The sequence below is a fragment of the Pseudomonas fluorescens genome, assembly GCF_902497895.1.
Taxonomy (GTDB): Bacteria; Pseudomonadota; Gammaproteobacteria; order Pseudomonadales; family Pseudomonadaceae; genus Aquipseudomonas; species Aquipseudomonas fluorescens_BP.
In genome coordinates, this window is the sequence record NZ_CABVHQ010000074.1 from 1 (window position 1) to 15,206 (window position 15,206).

Below are 15,206 nucleotides of genomic sequence, written 5' to 3' on the forward strand. Positions count from 1 at the left end.
CCGTAGCAGCTGTCGAGTGGAACGAGGCAGCGTCCGAGGACGGAGTCCTCGTAAAACCTGTGCTCGCGGTTTATCTGAAACACCGAGGTGCAGGGTCTTTCGGCTGCTTCGCAGCCGGACGCTGCCTCGTTCTACTCGACAGCTGCTACGCCCTGCCAAGCATCAAAAAATGTGTAGATACCTATGCCCAGAGGGGCGAGGGAGCAGAAAGTGGGTTTCTGAGGATGTACTGCGACCTGAAAGTATCAAGTGGAATCCATATTCGACTCGGTTTCACAGGTCGCAGCAGCTCGGCAGACACTCAAGATCTGCTCCCCCTCTGGGGAGAGGTCTGGGGTGAGGAGTCGATTTTTAGCCTGGCGAACAATCTGAAGCGCTCCTCGCAAAAAATGCCACTTAACTGACTGGCATTGGGGCTTGCCCGCGATTGAAGGCGACTCGGTCTATCAGAACCCGACGCTGGCCTGCACAAAGAAGGTGCGCGGCTGCCCAACGTAGATCCCCGAGTTGTTGTCGCTCGAGCGGGTGTAGTACTGGTGATCAAAGAGGTTCTTCACCCCTGCGCCGAGCTTCAGGTTCGATAGCTGCGAACCGAAGTCATAACCGCCGCGAATGTTCCAGGTCACGTAACCCGGCATGTCACCGAACTGACCATCGGCGGTACCTTCGGTGATGTAGTTGCCACTGAAGCTGCCATCGGCGTTGATCCCGGTGCCCGGTGCATGTTGCCGGGACTGGGCGAACGCATCGAGGTTCCAGGTCCAGCGATTGATGTCGTAACGCAGCCCCAGGGTCGCGACTTGCCGGGAATAAAACGGCAGATCACGGCCCTTGAAGCCGGGGATGTCACCTTCGTTGGTGGCACGGGTGTAGGTGAAACCGGCGTTGGCGGTCAAGCCATCCAGCCGCGGGTCGAGGGCTGCCAGATCATAGTGCACCGACGCTTCCAGGCCCTGGTGCTTGGTGGCGCCGAGGTTGGTCCAGCCGACATCGTTGCTGACGTATTGCAACTCTTCGTCGAAGTCGATGTAGAACAGCGTGACCTCACCGCCCCACACCTCATCGTTGTAGCGAGTACCGATCTCGTAGGTCTTGGCTTTTTCCGGGTTCAGGCCGTTGGCGGGCTGATCGCCCACTCCACCTTGACCCAGCTGGAAGTACTGCAGGCTGCCGAACGAAGTCTCGTAGTTGGCGAACAGTTTCCAGGCATCGGACAGGTGATACATCACGCTCAAGGCCGGCAGCGGTTCGTTGCTTTCGATCTCGCGGCGTTTTTCCTGCACCGGCCGGCCATTGAGGCCCAGTACCGGTCGCTCGTGCCACTCGGTTTTAATGTTTTCGAAACGGATGCCCGGGGTAATGGTCCAGTTGCCGACATCGATCTTGTCGTCGATGTAAAACGCATTGGCTTCAGTGCCGCCGGTGCGGTCCTGATAGACATGCCCGTCCGAAGTCGGGGTGGCTACCGGCTGATTATTCACCAGCGCCAGGCGGCTGGCCTCTTCGTGCATGCCTTCTTTCAAGTAGCGATAACCGACGCTGGCTTCCTGAGTGGTCGGCCCGAAGTCGAACACATGGGACAGCCGCGGCTCGATGCCATAGGTGTAATAGGTGCGCGGATAGGAACTGAGGGTTTGCTGATCGCGGGCGGCGATGTTGCTGCCACGGAAGCTGTCGGAGTAATAAGTCAGCACTTCGAACTGGGTGCGGTCGTCGATTTGGCGCAGGTACTTGAAGGACAAGTGCGTCGTGTACCGCCGCCAGCCCTGATATATCGGGCACCACGCCAGCCATGGCCAGTTAATTCGGGGGTTTGCTTCTCTTGTGCTTCTACGGTGTTGTCCGTTGTTGTCCGTCGTCATCTGGCGTCATCCTGTATACGACTGTATATTTTACCGTGACCCCGTCAACCGAGACGCATCGGATATACAGTTATGACCACCAAGCCAGCCACCCCTGAAGTCAAAGACAAGAAACCCAAGACGCCGCCGAAGAAAGTCCTGACCGATCCTGCGGTGCGCAACGCGAAAGTCGGTGCCCACGCCGATGGTACGGTGCGCGGCTTATTCCTGATCGTCACCCCGGCAGGTAGTAGATCCTGGCGACTTCGCTACTGGATCAACACCCCGGCAGGTAGCAAGGAACACACCCACACTTTGGGCATATACAGCCTCGGGACGCCCTCGCCTGCTCGCCACTTGAGTTTGGATGAAGCCCGTCAAGCGGCGCGGAGTGCGAAGGCGGGTGTCAGTCGCGGTGAACATCCCAAGGATGCCGAGAAGGTCGCAGAGGCAGTCAGGAAGGCCACCGAGGCGCGCACCTTCAGTGCCGTGGCCAAGGAGTTCGTCGACCATACCAAGGTCAGTAAAGAGTGGACGGCCAGCACCGACAACGGCATCCGCTACGCGCTGAAACCGATCAACAAGGTCATGGGTCCGGTGCCGATAACCCTGGTGAGCGTGGACCACATCAAGGAGATCCTGGCGCATCACCGGGGCAAGCGGGAGAGCCAGCGGTTTGCCTTGTCGGTTGTCAGGCGGGTACTTGCCTTCGCCAAGGTCTCCCGGTACGTGACCGAGAACGTCGCCGTGGGCTGCGAAGAGTTGCTGCCTATCCGCAAGAAGGGCCAGCCGCGACATAAGCATTACCCGGCGATTACCGATCCCGTCCAGCTGAAAGAATTCCTGCACCGTCTGGATGCGATCACTGGCCACAGCTCGGCGATCTACGGACTGCGCCTGTTAATGCTGTTGCCGGTGCGCCCCGTCGAGTTGGCAACGATGAAATGGGCTGACTTGGAAACCAACCCCGGATTCTGGGTATTCACCATGAGCAAGGTCCACCGCCAGCACATCGTGCCGCTGCCAAGGCAGGCGCTGGTCATCCTTGAGGAGTTACGGGCGCGGCGCGCTGGGCAGTGTGAATACGTGTTGCCGCGGCGCGAGGATGCAACCCTCCCCATCGGTGCCGATGGCCTGCGCCTGGCGATCACCAAGCAACTCAAGTACCCGGTCGGGGTGGCCAGTGCTCATGGGTTTCGTGCCTGTTTTGAGACCTGCGCGATCCGGGATCTGGGAGCCGATGCCATGGTGGTCACTCTGTCCACGGGGCATGAGACGCCTGCGGCGTTTGGCGGGGCGTATGACCGGCGTGATCTGCTGCAGGAACGCATCGAGCTGGCGCAACGCTACGCGGATTGGCTGGACGAACTGCGGTTGGACGACGACAGAGGAGAATAAAAGATAATTACGACTTGATCTCTCCGATTCCGAACTATCATAAGCCTCAGCTCGAACAACTTCGAGCGTCACTTCGCAGCAATCTTACAACGAACCTCTAATAGCGAAAAGATCCCTGAAGTGACTCAAATTTATTTTGAGGATCTCTGCTATGTCCGCTCAAAAATTCACCCCCGAAACAGCCCCCACTCCGGCCAGTGCAACAGCCTATATCCCCCCGTTCATGCCCATCGCCGAAGCTCTGATAGTTGCAGGCATCCGGCGCGCCCAGACCCTTTATGAGTGGGTCGAGGCCGGACGCTTCCCGGCACCTGTCTGCATCGGCATGCGACGTTCGAACGGCTACGCCGGCAAGACAATGTTCGTCCGTGAAGAAGTCGAGCAATGGGTCCGCGACAAGATCGCAGAGCCCCGCTCACTTGGTCCGGCAGCAAAGTCCGGTCGCGCTGCCAGTCAACCTGCCTGAACGGCGCGCAAAGAAAAGCCCCTGAGTAAGAGGGGCTTAAAGTGGAGCATTTCGTATGTCAAATTCTAGCATGACTGCCTCGGCTAGTCTCGACCTTCTTGGTCGCGCCGGCCGCCTCTGGCCGCAGATAAACACGCCACCGGTGCAGCCCTCGGGCACATCGAAGACGCCGCATTCTACCCCGGCTAGCGCCGCTGCCAGTGAAGCGCTGTCAGTAGTTACCAATGTGCTGACCCCTTCCAATGATGACGCCGAGCGGGCAGCTACTCAACGCAAGATCGGGGCGTCCCTTAGCGTTGTGCCGAACAGGACCATCGAGTTCGGTAAGGGGGAAAGTTTGGTTATCCAGCCAGAAGCCAGGGTCGAGGTGGAGCCGACGAATACCAGCGCCAGCACGACGCCAGCGATGGTCAAAGCTGGGGATATTGACCCCGAATCCAGAGAAATCCTGCGCTACATCAGCGAAGACCTGATCATGGTGACAGGCGAAGGGCCGGTAGTCGCTTACCACATCGAAACGGGCTGTAGGTTGAGCAAGGAGGGCCTCAAGCATTACTGCGCCAAGCGCTGGGGAGTTGTCTTGCGGGCGGTCGAGGTTAAAAAAGGCGTCACCGGGTGGAAGTCCTTCCCTGCCGGTGAAATCTGGTGGGAGTGGAACGATCCCCAGCGCCGGGTAGTTCTGCACCTTGTGATGGAGCCTACTTCGCTGCTGGAGCACGAAGACAACCCGAACACGTTCAACTTGTGGCACGTCCTCAAGCGTGAGATGGCCGAACGTAACCTACTCGCCACCCGCGACGACATGGTGATCCTTTGGGTTCACTTGTTGTACATCTCGGGCGGTGACGTAGCGGGCGTGACCCGCTTCCTGTGCTGGCTGGCATGGCTGTACCAGCACCCGGAAGACAAGCTGCCAACGGCGTTCATGTTCTATTCAGAGTATCGGCGGGTGGGCAAGAATCTGGTGGGTCGGCTCATCACGCGGGTATTCGGCGCACCTCTGGTTCTGGCCGATGGCGACGGCGGTCTACTTACGAGCAAGTTCGACGATGCGCTCTTGAATAAGAGGATCGCGATCATCAATGAGGTGCGCCTTGCCGGGAAAGACCGTGACAGATTCGAGGTATTTAAAAACAGGGTATCGGCTGAACGTGTCGTGGTTGAGCCTAAAGGCCGGCCAGCGCGGGAGGTCAGAAACACCGTCCATTACATCCTCACCACGAACCACGAGGACGCGCTGCCGCTAACGGATAACGAAGGCCGCATCAACGTACTCCGCTGCCTCGAAAAGCGTAAGGACTCGGACGAGAAAGGAGAGCCGTTGGCCACTGACGCGCCAGGGTATACGTGGTACTACGAGAAGCTGACCGCGTGGATAGACGGGCCGGGGGCGGGTGTGTTTGCCAACGTGCTGGCGACCTGGGATTTTCAAGGCTGGAATCCACACGCACCAGCACCGCAAACCGCTGCCGCCAAGGACATGCAGCACGCCGCCCGTGGGCACGGGATCAACTTCATGGAAGATCGTATGGCCTCCCGCGAAGGTGGCTTCTCTTTGCAGATAGGCCGCTGCCTCGGTGTCTACAACGAGCTGAACACGCTGCACCCTATGCTTGTACGTGACTACGGCATCAAGCCGGAAACCCTGCCCGGTATGTTTAAAAAACTCGGCTGCAAACAGCTATTCAAGCCGAACGCGAGCGGTAAGCCCTCAAGCAATCCGAACACAAAAGTCTGGTGTTGGGCGAACCCTGAGTGGTGGGACCAGCAACCTGTGAGCGTGTGGAACGATTACATCACCAGCCGCATTCCCCCCGAAGGCATGCCGCCATTTGGAGACGACCATGAGTAGTTTTTCCAGTCCGATAATGTTGTCCATGGTGAACCACACAGCGGTGCAGTACCCGCTACGGTATTCACTGGACGCGCCGGCAGATGGCACCGCGTTGACGTTGCGCCAAGTGCTGGAGCAAGACATCTTCATTACGCCCAGTGGCTACATGGGGACAAGCCGCCCTCATTATGCAGACCACCGACGCGAAGCGTTCAGGCAGGACTTCGTGTTGGAATTCGACGACGCCTGTCGGGTCCTGGCGACAGCGAAGAAGGTAAAGGTGCCGACCCTCGGTAGCTACGGCCTCAAGCACGTAGCGGAGCGCCTCGTGGGGAACTACGTCAGCAACGGCGCGTTGATCTGTGCCGCCATCGCGTTGGGATTCACCGTCGATGATCGCGGGTCGAAGGAATGGCCTAACGCGCTTATCGGCGTGTCCAGAATGTCGCTGCGCGAGTGGGACGCATATGGGCTGCACAAGACCCGGTCGCCACGGCGCGACTACATGCCCCGTGGAGAACGCCCAGCAGGCTGGGATTTTGAAGGGGGCCGAACAAATGACTAGCATCTCTGGCACCGTGACCGCGCCATTGCCCGTCTCGTTTTCTTTGGACCTTTACGGTACGGCAGCGCGACGGTTCGATAAAGAACTCGCCACCCAGCGCAAAGACGAACGCGCCCAACAGATCGCCGCCAAGCGCAAGGCCCAACATGAGGTCGACCTGTTGGCCATCGAGTACGCCAAGGAAATGCTCTTGGGTATGGTCCACGACGCGAGGTACAGCCTTGACGAGGGTACCCGGTACAAATGCCGCAAGTACGTCATCGACCGGGTGAAAGTTCAGGAAGACGAAGACGACGACAAGAAGAAAGGCGCTGGCGCGATGGATCTGATCGAAGTCCTGGCCGCCATTTCGACGGCAGCCGCCATCATCGAACGCACACCACCACCGGAGGCACGGATCGAGCGTGACATTTCGGTGGTCAGCGACAACGACTTCGAGAAGCTCATGGATGACATCAACAACGATGAGGAGGACTCGCAATGAACATCATCTGGATGCTGCTCGTGCTGGCTGCGATAGGCGTGGCTGCGTGGCCTATTGGCGTCCTATGGGATCGGTACGTCATGCGGAGTAAATACGGTGTGCAGATCCTCGCAGCGCTCCTGATAGGGGGCCTGCTATGGGCACACGTATGGGCGGTGCTGTACGTAGTGCTGGACTGGGCAGGCGTCGCAGTGTTCGACCTGTACTCGGTACCCAGCTACATCGGCTGGGTCGCCGTCAGCGCCTGGATGTTTGAGCGGGCGTTTGTGCGGCCAGAGTACAAACACTTCAAGGAGCTTTTCCGGCGTATCGTGGCCAAGCCGTAGATCGTAAGGCAACAAAGAGGGCACAATGGACTGACGATCTTGGGCACCCGGGGCCAGCGACAATGGACGACGAGCACATACACCTTTTCAACGAGGCGCTGATGAAACGTCTCAAGGCCCAATTCAAGCCAGGTACCAAGCTCATGTTTAGTACCGGCAAGGGCTCTGAGACTTGCACTGCGGATGTCGACTGGACAGTGGACACCTACCTGTCTTTATCGAAAGGAGCCCAACGCATTGCGGCAGAAGTGGCTCAAGCATGTGCGATGAAACTCCCTGGTGGGTGTAGCGAAGTCAACTACTTGTGTGAAATGTTCATGCTGCTGAAGAAGGCCGAGGCGGACGGTATGCTGCCCAGGGCAAAATAAAGGGGCCTTGATTGGCCCCCTGCTTCATCCATGTGCAGCACATGCTCACTTCCCTTTACCACCCTTACCCGGCTCATTCTTTGGCGCTTCCAATGGCGCTTGTCCGGGGAACCATGTTTCATCCTTGACCGGTTTCTTGGTCGTACCTTCGCGTTTATCAATCATCACTGCTTTCCTCGGTTTGGTGTGCCAGACCGGCACAGGTTGTTGGCCCCGACTCCATAGCCATCAGCCACGGGTCGCATCCATCGTCTTGCACATCATCGACACAGGTCACCGGCAGCGGGTGACCGTAGAGTTCAGCGCGCAACAGCGCCGCTACTTCGGCCTTGGTCGGCTTGTCGATGGCCGAGTAAAACCCGGCCCGGAAGCCCCGCAAGATAGCGCGGCGGCGTTGCTTGGATACCTCGCTGCCGCGACACTCGATGTCCCTCTGCAGGTCACACAGAAGGTACTCGACGCTCGCCATGCTGGCCAACTGTGCCGCCGCTTTTGGTCGTCCCTTTGGCATGATGCTCACCTCGCTCAGATTTTCGGCCGCTGAATCGACGACTGTTTCATCTCTGCCCAAAAGGAATCGAACTCTTTTTCCGACATGTCGCTGATCTGGCTGGCGCTCATCGCCCCACGTTCATCAGGCGCTCTCGGAGAGCCGGCAAGGTTGGACAAGGACGTGTTCGCCTGCTTGCGCGGTGCACGGCTGGCGGGCTGGTAGCCCATCGCCTGGGCGCGGCTGTAGACGAATGCGGCAACGTCCTGGCCGTTCGATTGACATTGCTTTGCGACTGTCAGGAGCGCGGCGGTGCGCAACATCCCAAGCTGCCGCCCGTCGATGCCTGGGTGTTGAGCACGCATGTTCTGCTCGACGGTTGCCATGACGTGGTCGAACGCTTGGCGATAGTCCGGGTTCGACGCCTCGAACCGTGCTTCCGCATCGCTGATCACGGGGGCAAGTAGTTGCGCCTCCTGCATGACCTGCTGCTCGAGCTGTTGCACTGGCACAGGGGCTGGACCGTTCTTCAGCTCGAGGAGCTGTCGGGCGATCTGTCTCTCCTTGAATTCGATATATTCGCGGGGCGATTCGTCAAAATCCGGGCACTCCGCTTCCTGCTGCGCGAGCTGTTGCGCTTGCTGGGCAGCTTGCCATTGAGCCTGAATCTGAGCGAGCTGCTGCTGTTGCGCAGCCAATTGCACTTGGAGTTCTTGTTTTTGGCGGCGAGCTTCGTGCAAAGCTTGGATCGGCACTTTCCGGCCACGCTGCTGGGCTTGCTCAGCCTCGGCTTCTCTATCCAGCTCACCCTGCTGGGTATCCTCAACATCGTTGGAAACCGGGATGTCTTTCTCGGCCTCATACTGTGCCTGCTCCTCGACCGCGTCGGCCAAGTCGTTCGACATACCTTCGCCAGATTCTTCAAGGCCAACGCTACCCGTCAGCTGCGCGGCGAGGCTCTCACTCAGATCTTCGGTGCTCATAATTGCACTCCACGCGATGGGGCTCGTTTCGGTTTGGCACTGGGCAATGGGACTGCCTTCGCCTCTGGTTTCTTCGCTGGCTTGCTGGCTGCGAGGCCGTAGCGCTCTCTCAGCTCATCGGCACCGGCTTGCGCCTTGGCTGATTCGGCGCTGGATTTCACTGCGGCTTCGAGTTCCTTGGTCAGGCGTTTAACTTCGGCGGCATGTGCGAGGCTCGCTTTGTATTCGGCGATTTCGTCTTGGGTCAGGGGACGTCTATTCAATTGATCCTGCGACCATCCGAACACGCGCCCAGCGCGGATGCGGATCCTCTCACTTCGTTGAATTTTCATCAGCCAGGTCAGCATTTCACCCTCGGCGATCGCCCCGGTGCGTGCGTCGATTTCGCTTGGCACATCGGTCAGCACCGTGCCCAATTCCACCAGCGGTGGGTCGAACTTCACGACATAGCCGCCGTCTCTGGCGGCACAGATGCGGGCGCGGCTAAAATCAATCGAGTTGATCCGGCACTCTTGGCGTAGGTGTTCGCGTTCGGCTTCGTTAAACATTTTGGGCCTCCCCTAGGCGCTTCTTCAGTAGGTCAATTTCGTGCTTCCTGCTGGCTGCGCGATCTGGGCGGTTGGCCTCACGCAATCGTTTCTCTGCAACACGCAACGCGTTTTGGGCGGCTGGCAGTTCGGTCCACAGCAGCTTTTCGATCTTCAGTAATTTGTCGAGCGCGGCCTGAGCTGCTGCCACGTCGGCGTTGAGTGATTCTTTGTCGGTGCTCATTTCTTACCCCCATGAGTTTGTCTCCAACTGCTTGTCTGCTTGCGGTACAAGTCGATCAACCCGCGCTTGCCACCGTTCAGGTACGGCACAAATGCCACTCGTGCGGAGCCCCGCGCGTCCTTCATGATTTTGTCCAAAGCGTCCTGGCGTTCGTCGTCGTTAAGCGATTCCCAGTACCTGGTTCGCATCAGGTTCCCGGCAGCCGCGTGCATCCTGGCACCGGCTAGCTCGTTCAATTCCCGTAGCTGGTCGTCAGTCAGGTCATAACGTGTGCTTCGCTGGCCTTTGACTGGAACACTGAAGTGGCTCTGCATGGCACCCGGCATCCAACCAAGACGGGCTGCTTCCAGCCGAACAGGGTCGTCGCTAGGGGTGGCAATCGGGATGGGACCGGCGCGACCAATCTGGCGCTCTGCCTCCATCATCGGCTGGCCGAAGTGGTCGTGTTTGATGGGCAGGGATTCACGCCCGAGGGTTTCACCGGGCAGGCGGTACTTGAGCTGGTCGAGGAAACTATCTTTATCCGTGGCGCGCTGGTATGGGTCGCCGTACCGGCCAATGTGTGAAAGCAACGTGGCAGGCTGGACCAGGGTCGCACCAGCACGGTTGACGAAGCTGGCGCCGTACCGGTCAGGGTCGGTCATGGCCTGCATGACGCCGGAGAGTCCTTGCAGCCAAGTCTTAGAAGTGAAGTTCCGGCCAATCGCTTTGAAGATGCTCGCCATACCCAGCGCTTGATTCTCTGCACCGGTGGCAACATCGGCGGCGATACCGATCAGCGAGGCCAGCGGTTCGATACGGTTGTACGCATGCCATTTTCCGTTAACCAGCAAGCTATATGGCTGGTTTCCTGCAGCCAACCAAGCCTTGCGTTCCTTCGGATCTTCGGGGCCGCCACCACTTAGTGAGCCGTTCAGGGCGCCGACGGCACCGAGGGAGATCAACAGTGAGCCGATGCCCATACGGGCGAACGCTTCTTCCTGCTTGGCGCCCCCGGCCTTGATATCGGCGCGGACCTCTTTGAAGACCGCCGCCGCTGGAGTGTGCTTGACGGCGTAAGTGATTAAATTTGCTGGAGTTCTTAGGAAAGGAATCACAATATTTCCGGTGCCATAGGGCAGCGCGTGACGCCAATTGTTCACCGCCTGGGTCATCCTGCCTGCGTTGTTGTTGAACGTGTGGAACAGCGCCGCATCGTGGCCAGCCTCGACCAACTCCTTGGGCGGATTGGCGATCAGCTCCTGCACACGTTTATGCACAGCGGCTGTGCCTTGGCCTTTCAGTTCCTGAGCGGCCATGCGGTATGCAACTGAATATCGCTCCATGCCATCGTTCAAGTTCTTGAAGAAGGCGTCTTCAGATTGTAAAAGCCTCAGTGGTGTGCCCCACACCTGCTGGCCTGGGTAATCACTGCGGTAAATCTCGGCCTTGTTGCTGTCGCCGAACGCATCTGCCCCAGTACGCCAGGACTCCACTGCGCCTTTGGCACCGTTGATTGAGCCCTCGAGCATTCCGGCCAGCTGGTAGCCAGCCTCGCCCATGCGGGTTTCGCCAGCCTTGCCACCGGTAGCGAGTCGCTTGGCGGCACCGATACCACCGGCAAGGAGCCGAGTCGGAACCTGCAATCCGCTAGTAAACAGGTTGCTCACCATGTTCACGATGTGCGTGTCTGGCGACGACAGCAGCGCGGACTTGTAGAACGTCCAGAACGCGTCAGAGCCAGAGGCGCGAGCCATCTTGTTGGCAGCCTCGACACCACCCACACGGGCGGCAGTGGTCAGGGCATCGGCAATCGCCTTGACGCCGTTAGCACTCCCGGCTGATTCGATCAGTCGGCTGGCATCTTTCATCGTGGTGACATCGGCGCGCATGGCGGACATCGCCCGACCGATCTCGGCGCGGGATGACATGACGGCCTTCTGCGTGGTGCGAAGATCAGCGAGCGCTTGCAGGAAGTTGGCCTGGTCGATTTCACCGGCCATGCCAGTGCTGATCTTGTTCCCGAGTTCGAGGGTTTTGAGCGTCTGATCCTTCAACAGGCGAGTGGCAGCCACTTGCTCTTCAGCATTGAAGGCAACGCCTACGCGATGCTTGCGCAGCTTCTCGACAGTGGTGCCGGTCAACGCGGCGAGCTGGCCGGTTTCCTCCCAACTGATGGTGCCCCGGCGAGCCGCTTGAATGTCTGGCTCGACATCGCGCAGCAGTTCCAAACTCTTATCCATCTGCGCCTGATCCATGCCCATCGACCTGAACAGAGGGGCCACGTCGCGACTGCCTGCGAACTCTCTTGGCATCGGTGGTGATGCGGGCGCCGCTGGTGGTGCATTCTGGGCAGGGGCAATCGCCGGTCCTGGCGCGGGTTGCTGGCCCTGCATCGCTGCCAGGACAGACGCATGTAAGCCCTGTGGTGCGGACGCCTGTGCTGCGATTGGGGACGTTGCGGGCGCTGGGGTAGGCATTGGCATACCTTGGGCCTGCTGTACGGGCTGCGCCATAGGCACAGGTGCTGGCGCTGGCGTGTTGGGGGATCGCAACGCGGCGCCCATACCCATAACCCCGCCAAGCACACCGCCCATGGCCATCTGTTTATCGACGCCTTCCAACGCTGGCCGGTCGGTGGCCAAGTTGGTCAACACTTGTTGCTGACCACTCTGGGTTAGCTCCTCCAGAGACTCGATACCGGTGCCGGTTAGTGCGCGGTTCACGTATCCCTTAGCCACATCGACGCTATTGGCACCAGCCATCTGCGCATCAATGTCGGCCACGCCTAACTTGCGGCCAATACGGGCGCCAGCCATACCGAGCAGGCCAGTTAAACCGCCTGACAACAGTGCAAGGCCGGATTGACCGGGGGTCAATGTGCCGGTCTGCTGTACGGTCTGGGCTGCCTGCTGGCCTGCGGCCAGCAAGCCTTCCCCCGCGCCAGCACCGACAAGCGCAGCGCGACCTGCGTTCAGTCCTGCCGCCCTGGCACCGAGCGCCACGCCTTTACCGGCGACGCCGCCGAGGACCATCGGGCCTACGCTCTCGACCACTTGGCCTGCGGTGTACGCCGGGTTTTGCAGCATTGCCGCAACCGTAGGACCGAAGCCCTTGGCGTTCGCGACTTCCTGTTGCTGTGCCCTGGCTTGCGGTGACAACTCCGCGTCGAGTGCGGCGCGAGCGGCCTTGGAATCCATACCATGTTCGGCAAGCCACGGCGTCACCGCGCCACCTGTGGCGACGTCCCCAAGACCAGCCAGGGAGTCGAATGCGTTATAGGCGGTTTTCCCGACACTGACGCCTGCGTCCGTCACCCATTGACCGGCTGTGCGGTTGGGCAATTGAGGTTGCGCGGATGGCACAGGTTGAGGTGCGGCTTGTGGTTGCGCAGCCATCAATACACCAGCCATGCCACCGGTTTTCGGTGCGGGTGGTTCGGCTTCCAGCGGATCACCGAACGAACTGAGCGGATCACCGAAGGCTGACGTAGCCTGCGCTTGGGGCACAGGTTGACTTGGCGGCGCCGTTTCAAGGGCGTCACCGAAGGCGCTCAACTCGTCACCGAAGGCGGACAAGGCCATGGTCATTTACCCCGTTTGATAGCGACTTTGCCGCTTACAGGGTCTATGTAGGCGCTGCCTGCAGGGAGGGCGGCGTAGTCGGCTTGGGTCTTGGGCGTGGCGGGTTTACGCGCCATCGGGTTACTACCGGATCCGTGCATGAGCAATTCAGCGCCTTGGCGGGCTGGCTGCATGGCGGCTGCGTTCGCACCTGGGAGGCCTGGCACTGCAGGACCGGCACCGACGTTATCGTCCGGGGTCACTTCTTCCAACAAAGCATCCATCGGGTCGGATTGTCTGCCTGGTGCGAAGGCTGGGTAAGGACGGCCGTATGGGCGGTATTGCCCGGTGGTAGGGTCCAGCAGGTGCCGCTGAACCATATTGTTTTCTAACGGTTCCTCGAGTACCTGCCGTGGCGTCGGGATCTTCGGGCCAGATGGTTGACCACCGCCACTGCCGGCACCGATGCGGGCTTGCTGCTGGGCAAAATGGGATTGCTGTTGAGCGAGTTGCTGAGCTCTATGGGCCTGGAGTGCGTCACTGGAATTCGCCCGGATCACATCGTCCGGCGCCATGCCCAAAGCTGCCATCTGCTGAGCGACCGGGCCAAGCTTGGCTTGGAACTCGGGGCTCTGCATTGCGGCTTCTTGGCGCTGTTGTTGCTCGGCTTTGGCCTGGGCCTGCTGCATCTGGAAAGCACGTTGCTGTTCCATCTGCTGGATCTGCTGGGCTCTGTACTGCTGCAGTGCCTGTTGACGTTGCATCTCGTTCATGCCAGCCATAGCCTGACCAAGACGAGCACCGCCGCCGGGGTTGCCTTGTTGCGGCCCGGACGCCATAAGCATCTGGGTACCAAACTGACCCATCGGTGTACTGCTTAAATTGCCCAACCCGGTGTTCAGGTTGGCAAAGATTTCGGCCATGGTCGCCATGGTATCCCCCAGTCGGGCAACGCCCGGTTTCAGTGCAAGGTGGGTTTCGTCAGTGCGCGGTAGACGTTGCGCACATAGCGGGTCGGTGCCCAGAAGATCCACTTGCACCGACGCCATTTTTCTGGAGGCAGGCAGTGGGCGTGATCGCGGATCAGATCGGCCATCGGTGTTTTCGACAGCGGTTTGTCCTGGCTCATTGGGATTCATCTCCTGAAGGAGTAGTGACTGTGTTGGATCGGGTGCGGCGGGCACAGCGGCTGGCGCTGACCTGGGCGTGTTTGCTGGTAATCGCGCTGCGGACCTTCGTGGCGATATCAGACGGCAGCTCGCTGAGGATCTGGTCGTCGTGCAAAACGATGTGACCACCATCTTCAAAGGTGACCATCGAGTACTTGTGGAGATTCTTCGGGCTGAGCATGGCGGCGCGATCCTTCTCGATGGGTGGGCGATGACCAGAAAGGGCGAGCCTCAGGCGGACGATCGACTCATCAAGGTGACCGACCCGCTCAACGATCAGCGCGGCAATCTGCTCAAGGCTGTAGGCGAGTTGGGGACGGCCCTCGGCACCGGTGTGGATCGGCACAGGGTCTGGCAGCTCGTTTCTGTGCAGGGAGAAATAGGAGGGGTCACGGCCCGCCAAGGCCGCGAGTTGGGCCAGCGTGATCGCTGCGGTTTGCGAGTGGCGTTGCGGCTGCTTGGACATTTCCCCCACCCCCCGATGGTTGAACGTTCTCCGATGTTTCACAGTATATCGACGACAATGCCGACACGATAGAACCATTCGTCTGATTGTATTGACAGATTATAATATATGGTGTATTAGCAGCGAATCCGCGTACTGGGGGCGCTTAATTTTAAGTGCCGGAATAGGCAGCTTTTTAAGGCGACTGGTTAAAAATTAAAGGTTAAGGCCTAGCTAAAATTAACGTTGGATTTAAGATTTTAAGTGGCGAGGCGTCTGGGCTGGGGTTCTTAGCACAGCAGGTTTAAAGGGCGACTTAAAATTAAGGGCTGCGGGCTAAGGCTGAGGATTAAAAACTATGGGAATTTCTGACAGGGCTGATGCGTGTTTGTACGCTCGCTCCGGGCTTAGCGCTCAGGAATTTTTAAAAAATTTCAGCGACCACTCAGCCCCCTATTACGTATATCTGCGCGATAAAAAGCCCCTTACCCACCCCTGCCGGCCTCGATGATTTCCGGCCCTGG

17 protein-coding genes are annotated in these 15,206 nt (G+C 59.3%); 8 read left to right on the plus strand and 9 right to left on the minus strand.

Features of this window, described 5'->3' with window-relative positions; translation table 11 throughout:
* A partial coding sequence (locus tag F8N21_RS31150) for a hypothetical protein (RefSeq protein ID WP_224788293.1) occupies positions 1-404 on the plus strand: 404 nt, incomplete at its 5' end.
* Positions 405-446: 42 nt separating this feature from the next.
* Here the strand turns inward: F8N21_RS31150 and F8N21_RS25915 are convergent.
* Complete coding sequence (locus tag F8N21_RS25915) at positions 447-1,862, minus strand: TonB-dependent receptor family protein (protein ID WP_224788294.1); 1,416 nt, start codon at positions 1,860-1,862, stop codon at positions 447-449.
* A gap of 72 nt (positions 1,863-1,934) precedes the next feature.
* On the opposite strand from F8N21_RS25915, the gene F8N21_RS25920 reads away from it, so the two are divergent.
* The 7 genes from F8N21_RS25920 (at position 1,935) to F8N21_RS25950 (ending at position 7,282) form a co-directional block, all read left to right on the plus strand.
* Positions 1,935-3,239 carry a tyrosine-type recombinase/integrase gene (locus tag F8N21_RS25920; protein WP_150644841.1) on the plus strand — a complete coding sequence of 435 codons (1,305 nt, stop codon included), beginning with the start codon at positions 1,935-1,937 and terminating at the stop codon, positions 3,237-3,239.
* Positions 3,240-3,390: 151 nt separating this feature from the next.
* Positions 3,391-3,705 carry a helix-turn-helix transcriptional regulator gene (locus F8N21_RS25925; RefSeq protein WP_150644842.1) on the plus strand — a complete coding sequence of 105 codons (315 nt, stop codon included), beginning with the start codon at positions 3,391-3,393 and terminating at the stop codon, positions 3,703-3,705.
* Positions 3,706-3,760: 55 nt separating this feature from the next.
* Positions 3,761-5,557 (plus strand): primase-helicase family protein, encoded by a 1,797-nt coding sequence (locus F8N21_RS25930; protein ID WP_150644843.1) that lies wholly within the window; start codon positions 3,761-3,763, stop codon positions 5,555-5,557.
* Complete coding sequence (locus tag F8N21_RS25935; RefSeq protein WP_150644844.1) at positions 5,550-6,104, plus strand: hypothetical protein; 555 nt, start codon at positions 5,550-5,552, stop codon at positions 6,102-6,104. Before F8N21_RS25930 ends, F8N21_RS25935 begins: the two co-directional genes overlap by 8 nt.
* On the plus strand, positions 6,097-6,588 hold the full coding sequence (locus F8N21_RS25940) for a hypothetical protein (protein ID WP_150644845.1): 492 nt from the start codon (positions 6,097-6,099) through the stop codon (positions 6,586-6,588). The genes F8N21_RS25935 and F8N21_RS25940 overlap by 8 nt, the downstream gene beginning before the upstream one ends.
* Complete coding sequence (locus F8N21_RS25945; protein ID WP_150644846.1) at positions 6,585-6,914, plus strand: amiloride-sensitive sodium channel family protein; 330 nt, start codon at positions 6,585-6,587, stop codon at positions 6,912-6,914. The genes F8N21_RS25940 and F8N21_RS25945 overlap by 4 nt, the downstream gene beginning before the upstream one ends.
* A gap of 101 nt (positions 6,915-7,015) precedes the next feature.
* Positions 7,016-7,282, plus strand: a complete 267-nt coding sequence (locus F8N21_RS25950) for a hypothetical protein (RefSeq protein WP_150644847.1) — start codon at positions 7,016-7,018, stop codon at positions 7,280-7,282.
* A gap of 157 nt (positions 7,283-7,439) precedes the next feature.
* Here the strand turns inward: F8N21_RS25950 and F8N21_RS25955 are convergent, their stop codons facing one another.
* The 8 genes from F8N21_RS25955 to F8N21_RS25985 are packed head-to-tail and all read right to left on the minus strand — an operon-like array spanning position 7,440 to position 14,703.
* The gene (locus F8N21_RS25955) at positions 7,440-7,793 is read right to left on the minus strand and encodes a hypothetical protein (RefSeq protein WP_150644848.1); all 354 of its coding nucleotides are present in this window, start codon (positions 7,791-7,793) and stop codon (positions 7,440-7,442) included.
* A 14-nt stretch (positions 7,794-7,807) separates the two neighbouring features.
* Positions 7,808-8,755, minus strand: coding sequence for a hypothetical protein (locus F8N21_RS25960; protein WP_150644849.1), 948 nt, complete (start codon positions 8,753-8,755; stop codon positions 7,808-7,810).
* A complete protein-coding gene (locus F8N21_RS25965; protein WP_150644850.1) occupies positions 8,752-9,303 on the minus strand; it encodes a hypothetical protein in 552 nt (183 codons plus the stop codon). The genes F8N21_RS25960 and F8N21_RS25965 overlap by 4 nt, the downstream gene beginning before the upstream one ends.
* Positions 9,296-9,526 carry a hypothetical protein gene (locus tag F8N21_RS25970; protein WP_150644851.1) on the minus strand — a complete coding sequence of 77 codons (231 nt, stop codon included), beginning with the start codon at positions 9,524-9,526 and terminating at the stop codon, positions 9,296-9,298. The genes F8N21_RS25965 and F8N21_RS25970 overlap by 8 nt, the downstream gene beginning before the upstream one ends.
* A complete protein-coding gene (locus F8N21_RS25975) occupies positions 9,523-13,089 on the minus strand; it encodes a hypothetical protein (protein ID WP_150644852.1) in 3,567 nt (1,188 codons plus the stop codon). Before F8N21_RS25975 ends, F8N21_RS25970 begins: the two co-directional genes overlap by 4 nt.
* Before the next feature lie 2 nt (positions 13,090-13,091).
* The gene (locus F8N21_RS25980) at positions 13,092-14,000 is read right to left on the minus strand and encodes a hypothetical protein (RefSeq protein ID WP_150644853.1); all 909 of its coding nucleotides are present in this window, start codon (positions 13,998-14,000) and stop codon (positions 13,092-13,094) included.
* A gap of 29 nt (positions 14,001-14,029) precedes the next feature.
* Entirely contained in the window at positions 14,030-14,197 is a 168-nt protein-coding gene (locus tag F8N21_RS30595; RefSeq protein WP_191624408.1) for a hypothetical protein, read from the minus strand.
* On the minus strand, positions 14,194-14,703 hold the full coding sequence (locus tag F8N21_RS25985; protein WP_150644854.1) for a hypothetical protein: 510 nt from the start codon (positions 14,701-14,703) through the stop codon (positions 14,194-14,196). The genes F8N21_RS30595 and F8N21_RS25985 overlap by 4 nt, the downstream gene beginning before the upstream one ends.
* Positions 14,704-15,206: the final 503 nt, after the last annotated feature.

Bases quoted from the DNA above. Each gene is read 5' to 3' on its own strand.
- F8N21_RS25915 (WP_224788294.1), bottom strand. From the start codon at position 1,862: ATGACGACGGACAACAACGGACAACACCGTAGAAGCACAAGAGAAGCA.
- F8N21_RS25920 (WP_150644841.1), top strand. From the start codon at position 1,935: ATGACCACCAAGCCAGCCACCCCTGAAGTCAAAGACAAGAAACCCAAG.
- F8N21_RS25925 (WP_150644842.1), top strand. From the start codon at position 3,391: ATGTCCGCTCAAAAATTCACCCCCGAAACAGCCCCCACTCCGGCCAGT.
- F8N21_RS25930 (WP_150644843.1), top strand. From the start codon at position 3,761: ATGTCAAATTCTAGCATGACTGCCTCGGCTAGTCTCGACCTTCTTGGT.
- F8N21_RS25935 (WP_150644844.1), top strand. From the start codon at position 5,550: ATGAGTAGTTTTTCCAGTCCGATAATGTTGTCCATGGTGAACCACACA.
- F8N21_RS25940 (WP_150644845.1), top strand. From the start codon at position 6,097: ATGACTAGCATCTCTGGCACCGTGACCGCGCCATTGCCCGTCTCGTTT.
- F8N21_RS25945 (WP_150644846.1), top strand. From the start codon at position 6,585: ATGAACATCATCTGGATGCTGCTCGTGCTGGCTGCGATAGGCGTGGCT.
- F8N21_RS25950 (WP_150644847.1), top strand. From the start codon at position 7,016: ATGAAACGTCTCAAGGCCCAATTCAAGCCAGGTACCAAGCTCATGTTT.
- F8N21_RS25955 (WP_150644848.1), bottom strand. From the start codon at position 7,793: ATGCCAAAGGGACGACCAAAAGCGGCGGCACAGTTGGCCAGCATGGCG.
- F8N21_RS25960 (WP_150644849.1), bottom strand. From the start codon at position 8,755: ATGAGCACCGAAGATCTGAGTGAGAGCCTCGCCGCGCAGCTGACGGGT.
- F8N21_RS25965 (WP_150644850.1), bottom strand. From the start codon at position 9,303: ATGTTTAACGAAGCCGAACGCGAACACCTACGCCAAGAGTGCCGGATC.
- F8N21_RS25970 (WP_150644851.1), bottom strand. From the start codon at position 9,526: ATGAGCACCGACAAAGAATCACTCAACGCCGACGTGGCAGCAGCTCAG.
- F8N21_RS25975 (WP_150644852.1), bottom strand. From the start codon at position 13,089: ATGGCCTTGTCCGCCTTCGGTGACGAGTTGAGCGCCTTCGGTGACGCC.
- F8N21_RS25980 (WP_150644853.1), bottom strand. From the start codon at position 14,000: ATGGCGACCATGGCCGAAATCTTTGCCAACCTGAACACCGGGTTGGGC.
- F8N21_RS30595 (WP_191624408.1), bottom strand. From the start codon at position 14,197: ATGAGCCAGGACAAACCGCTGTCGAAAACACCGATGGCCGATCTGATC.
- F8N21_RS25985 (WP_150644854.1), bottom strand. From the start codon at position 14,703: ATGTCCAAGCAGCCGCAACGCCACTCGCAAACCGCAGCGATCACGCTG.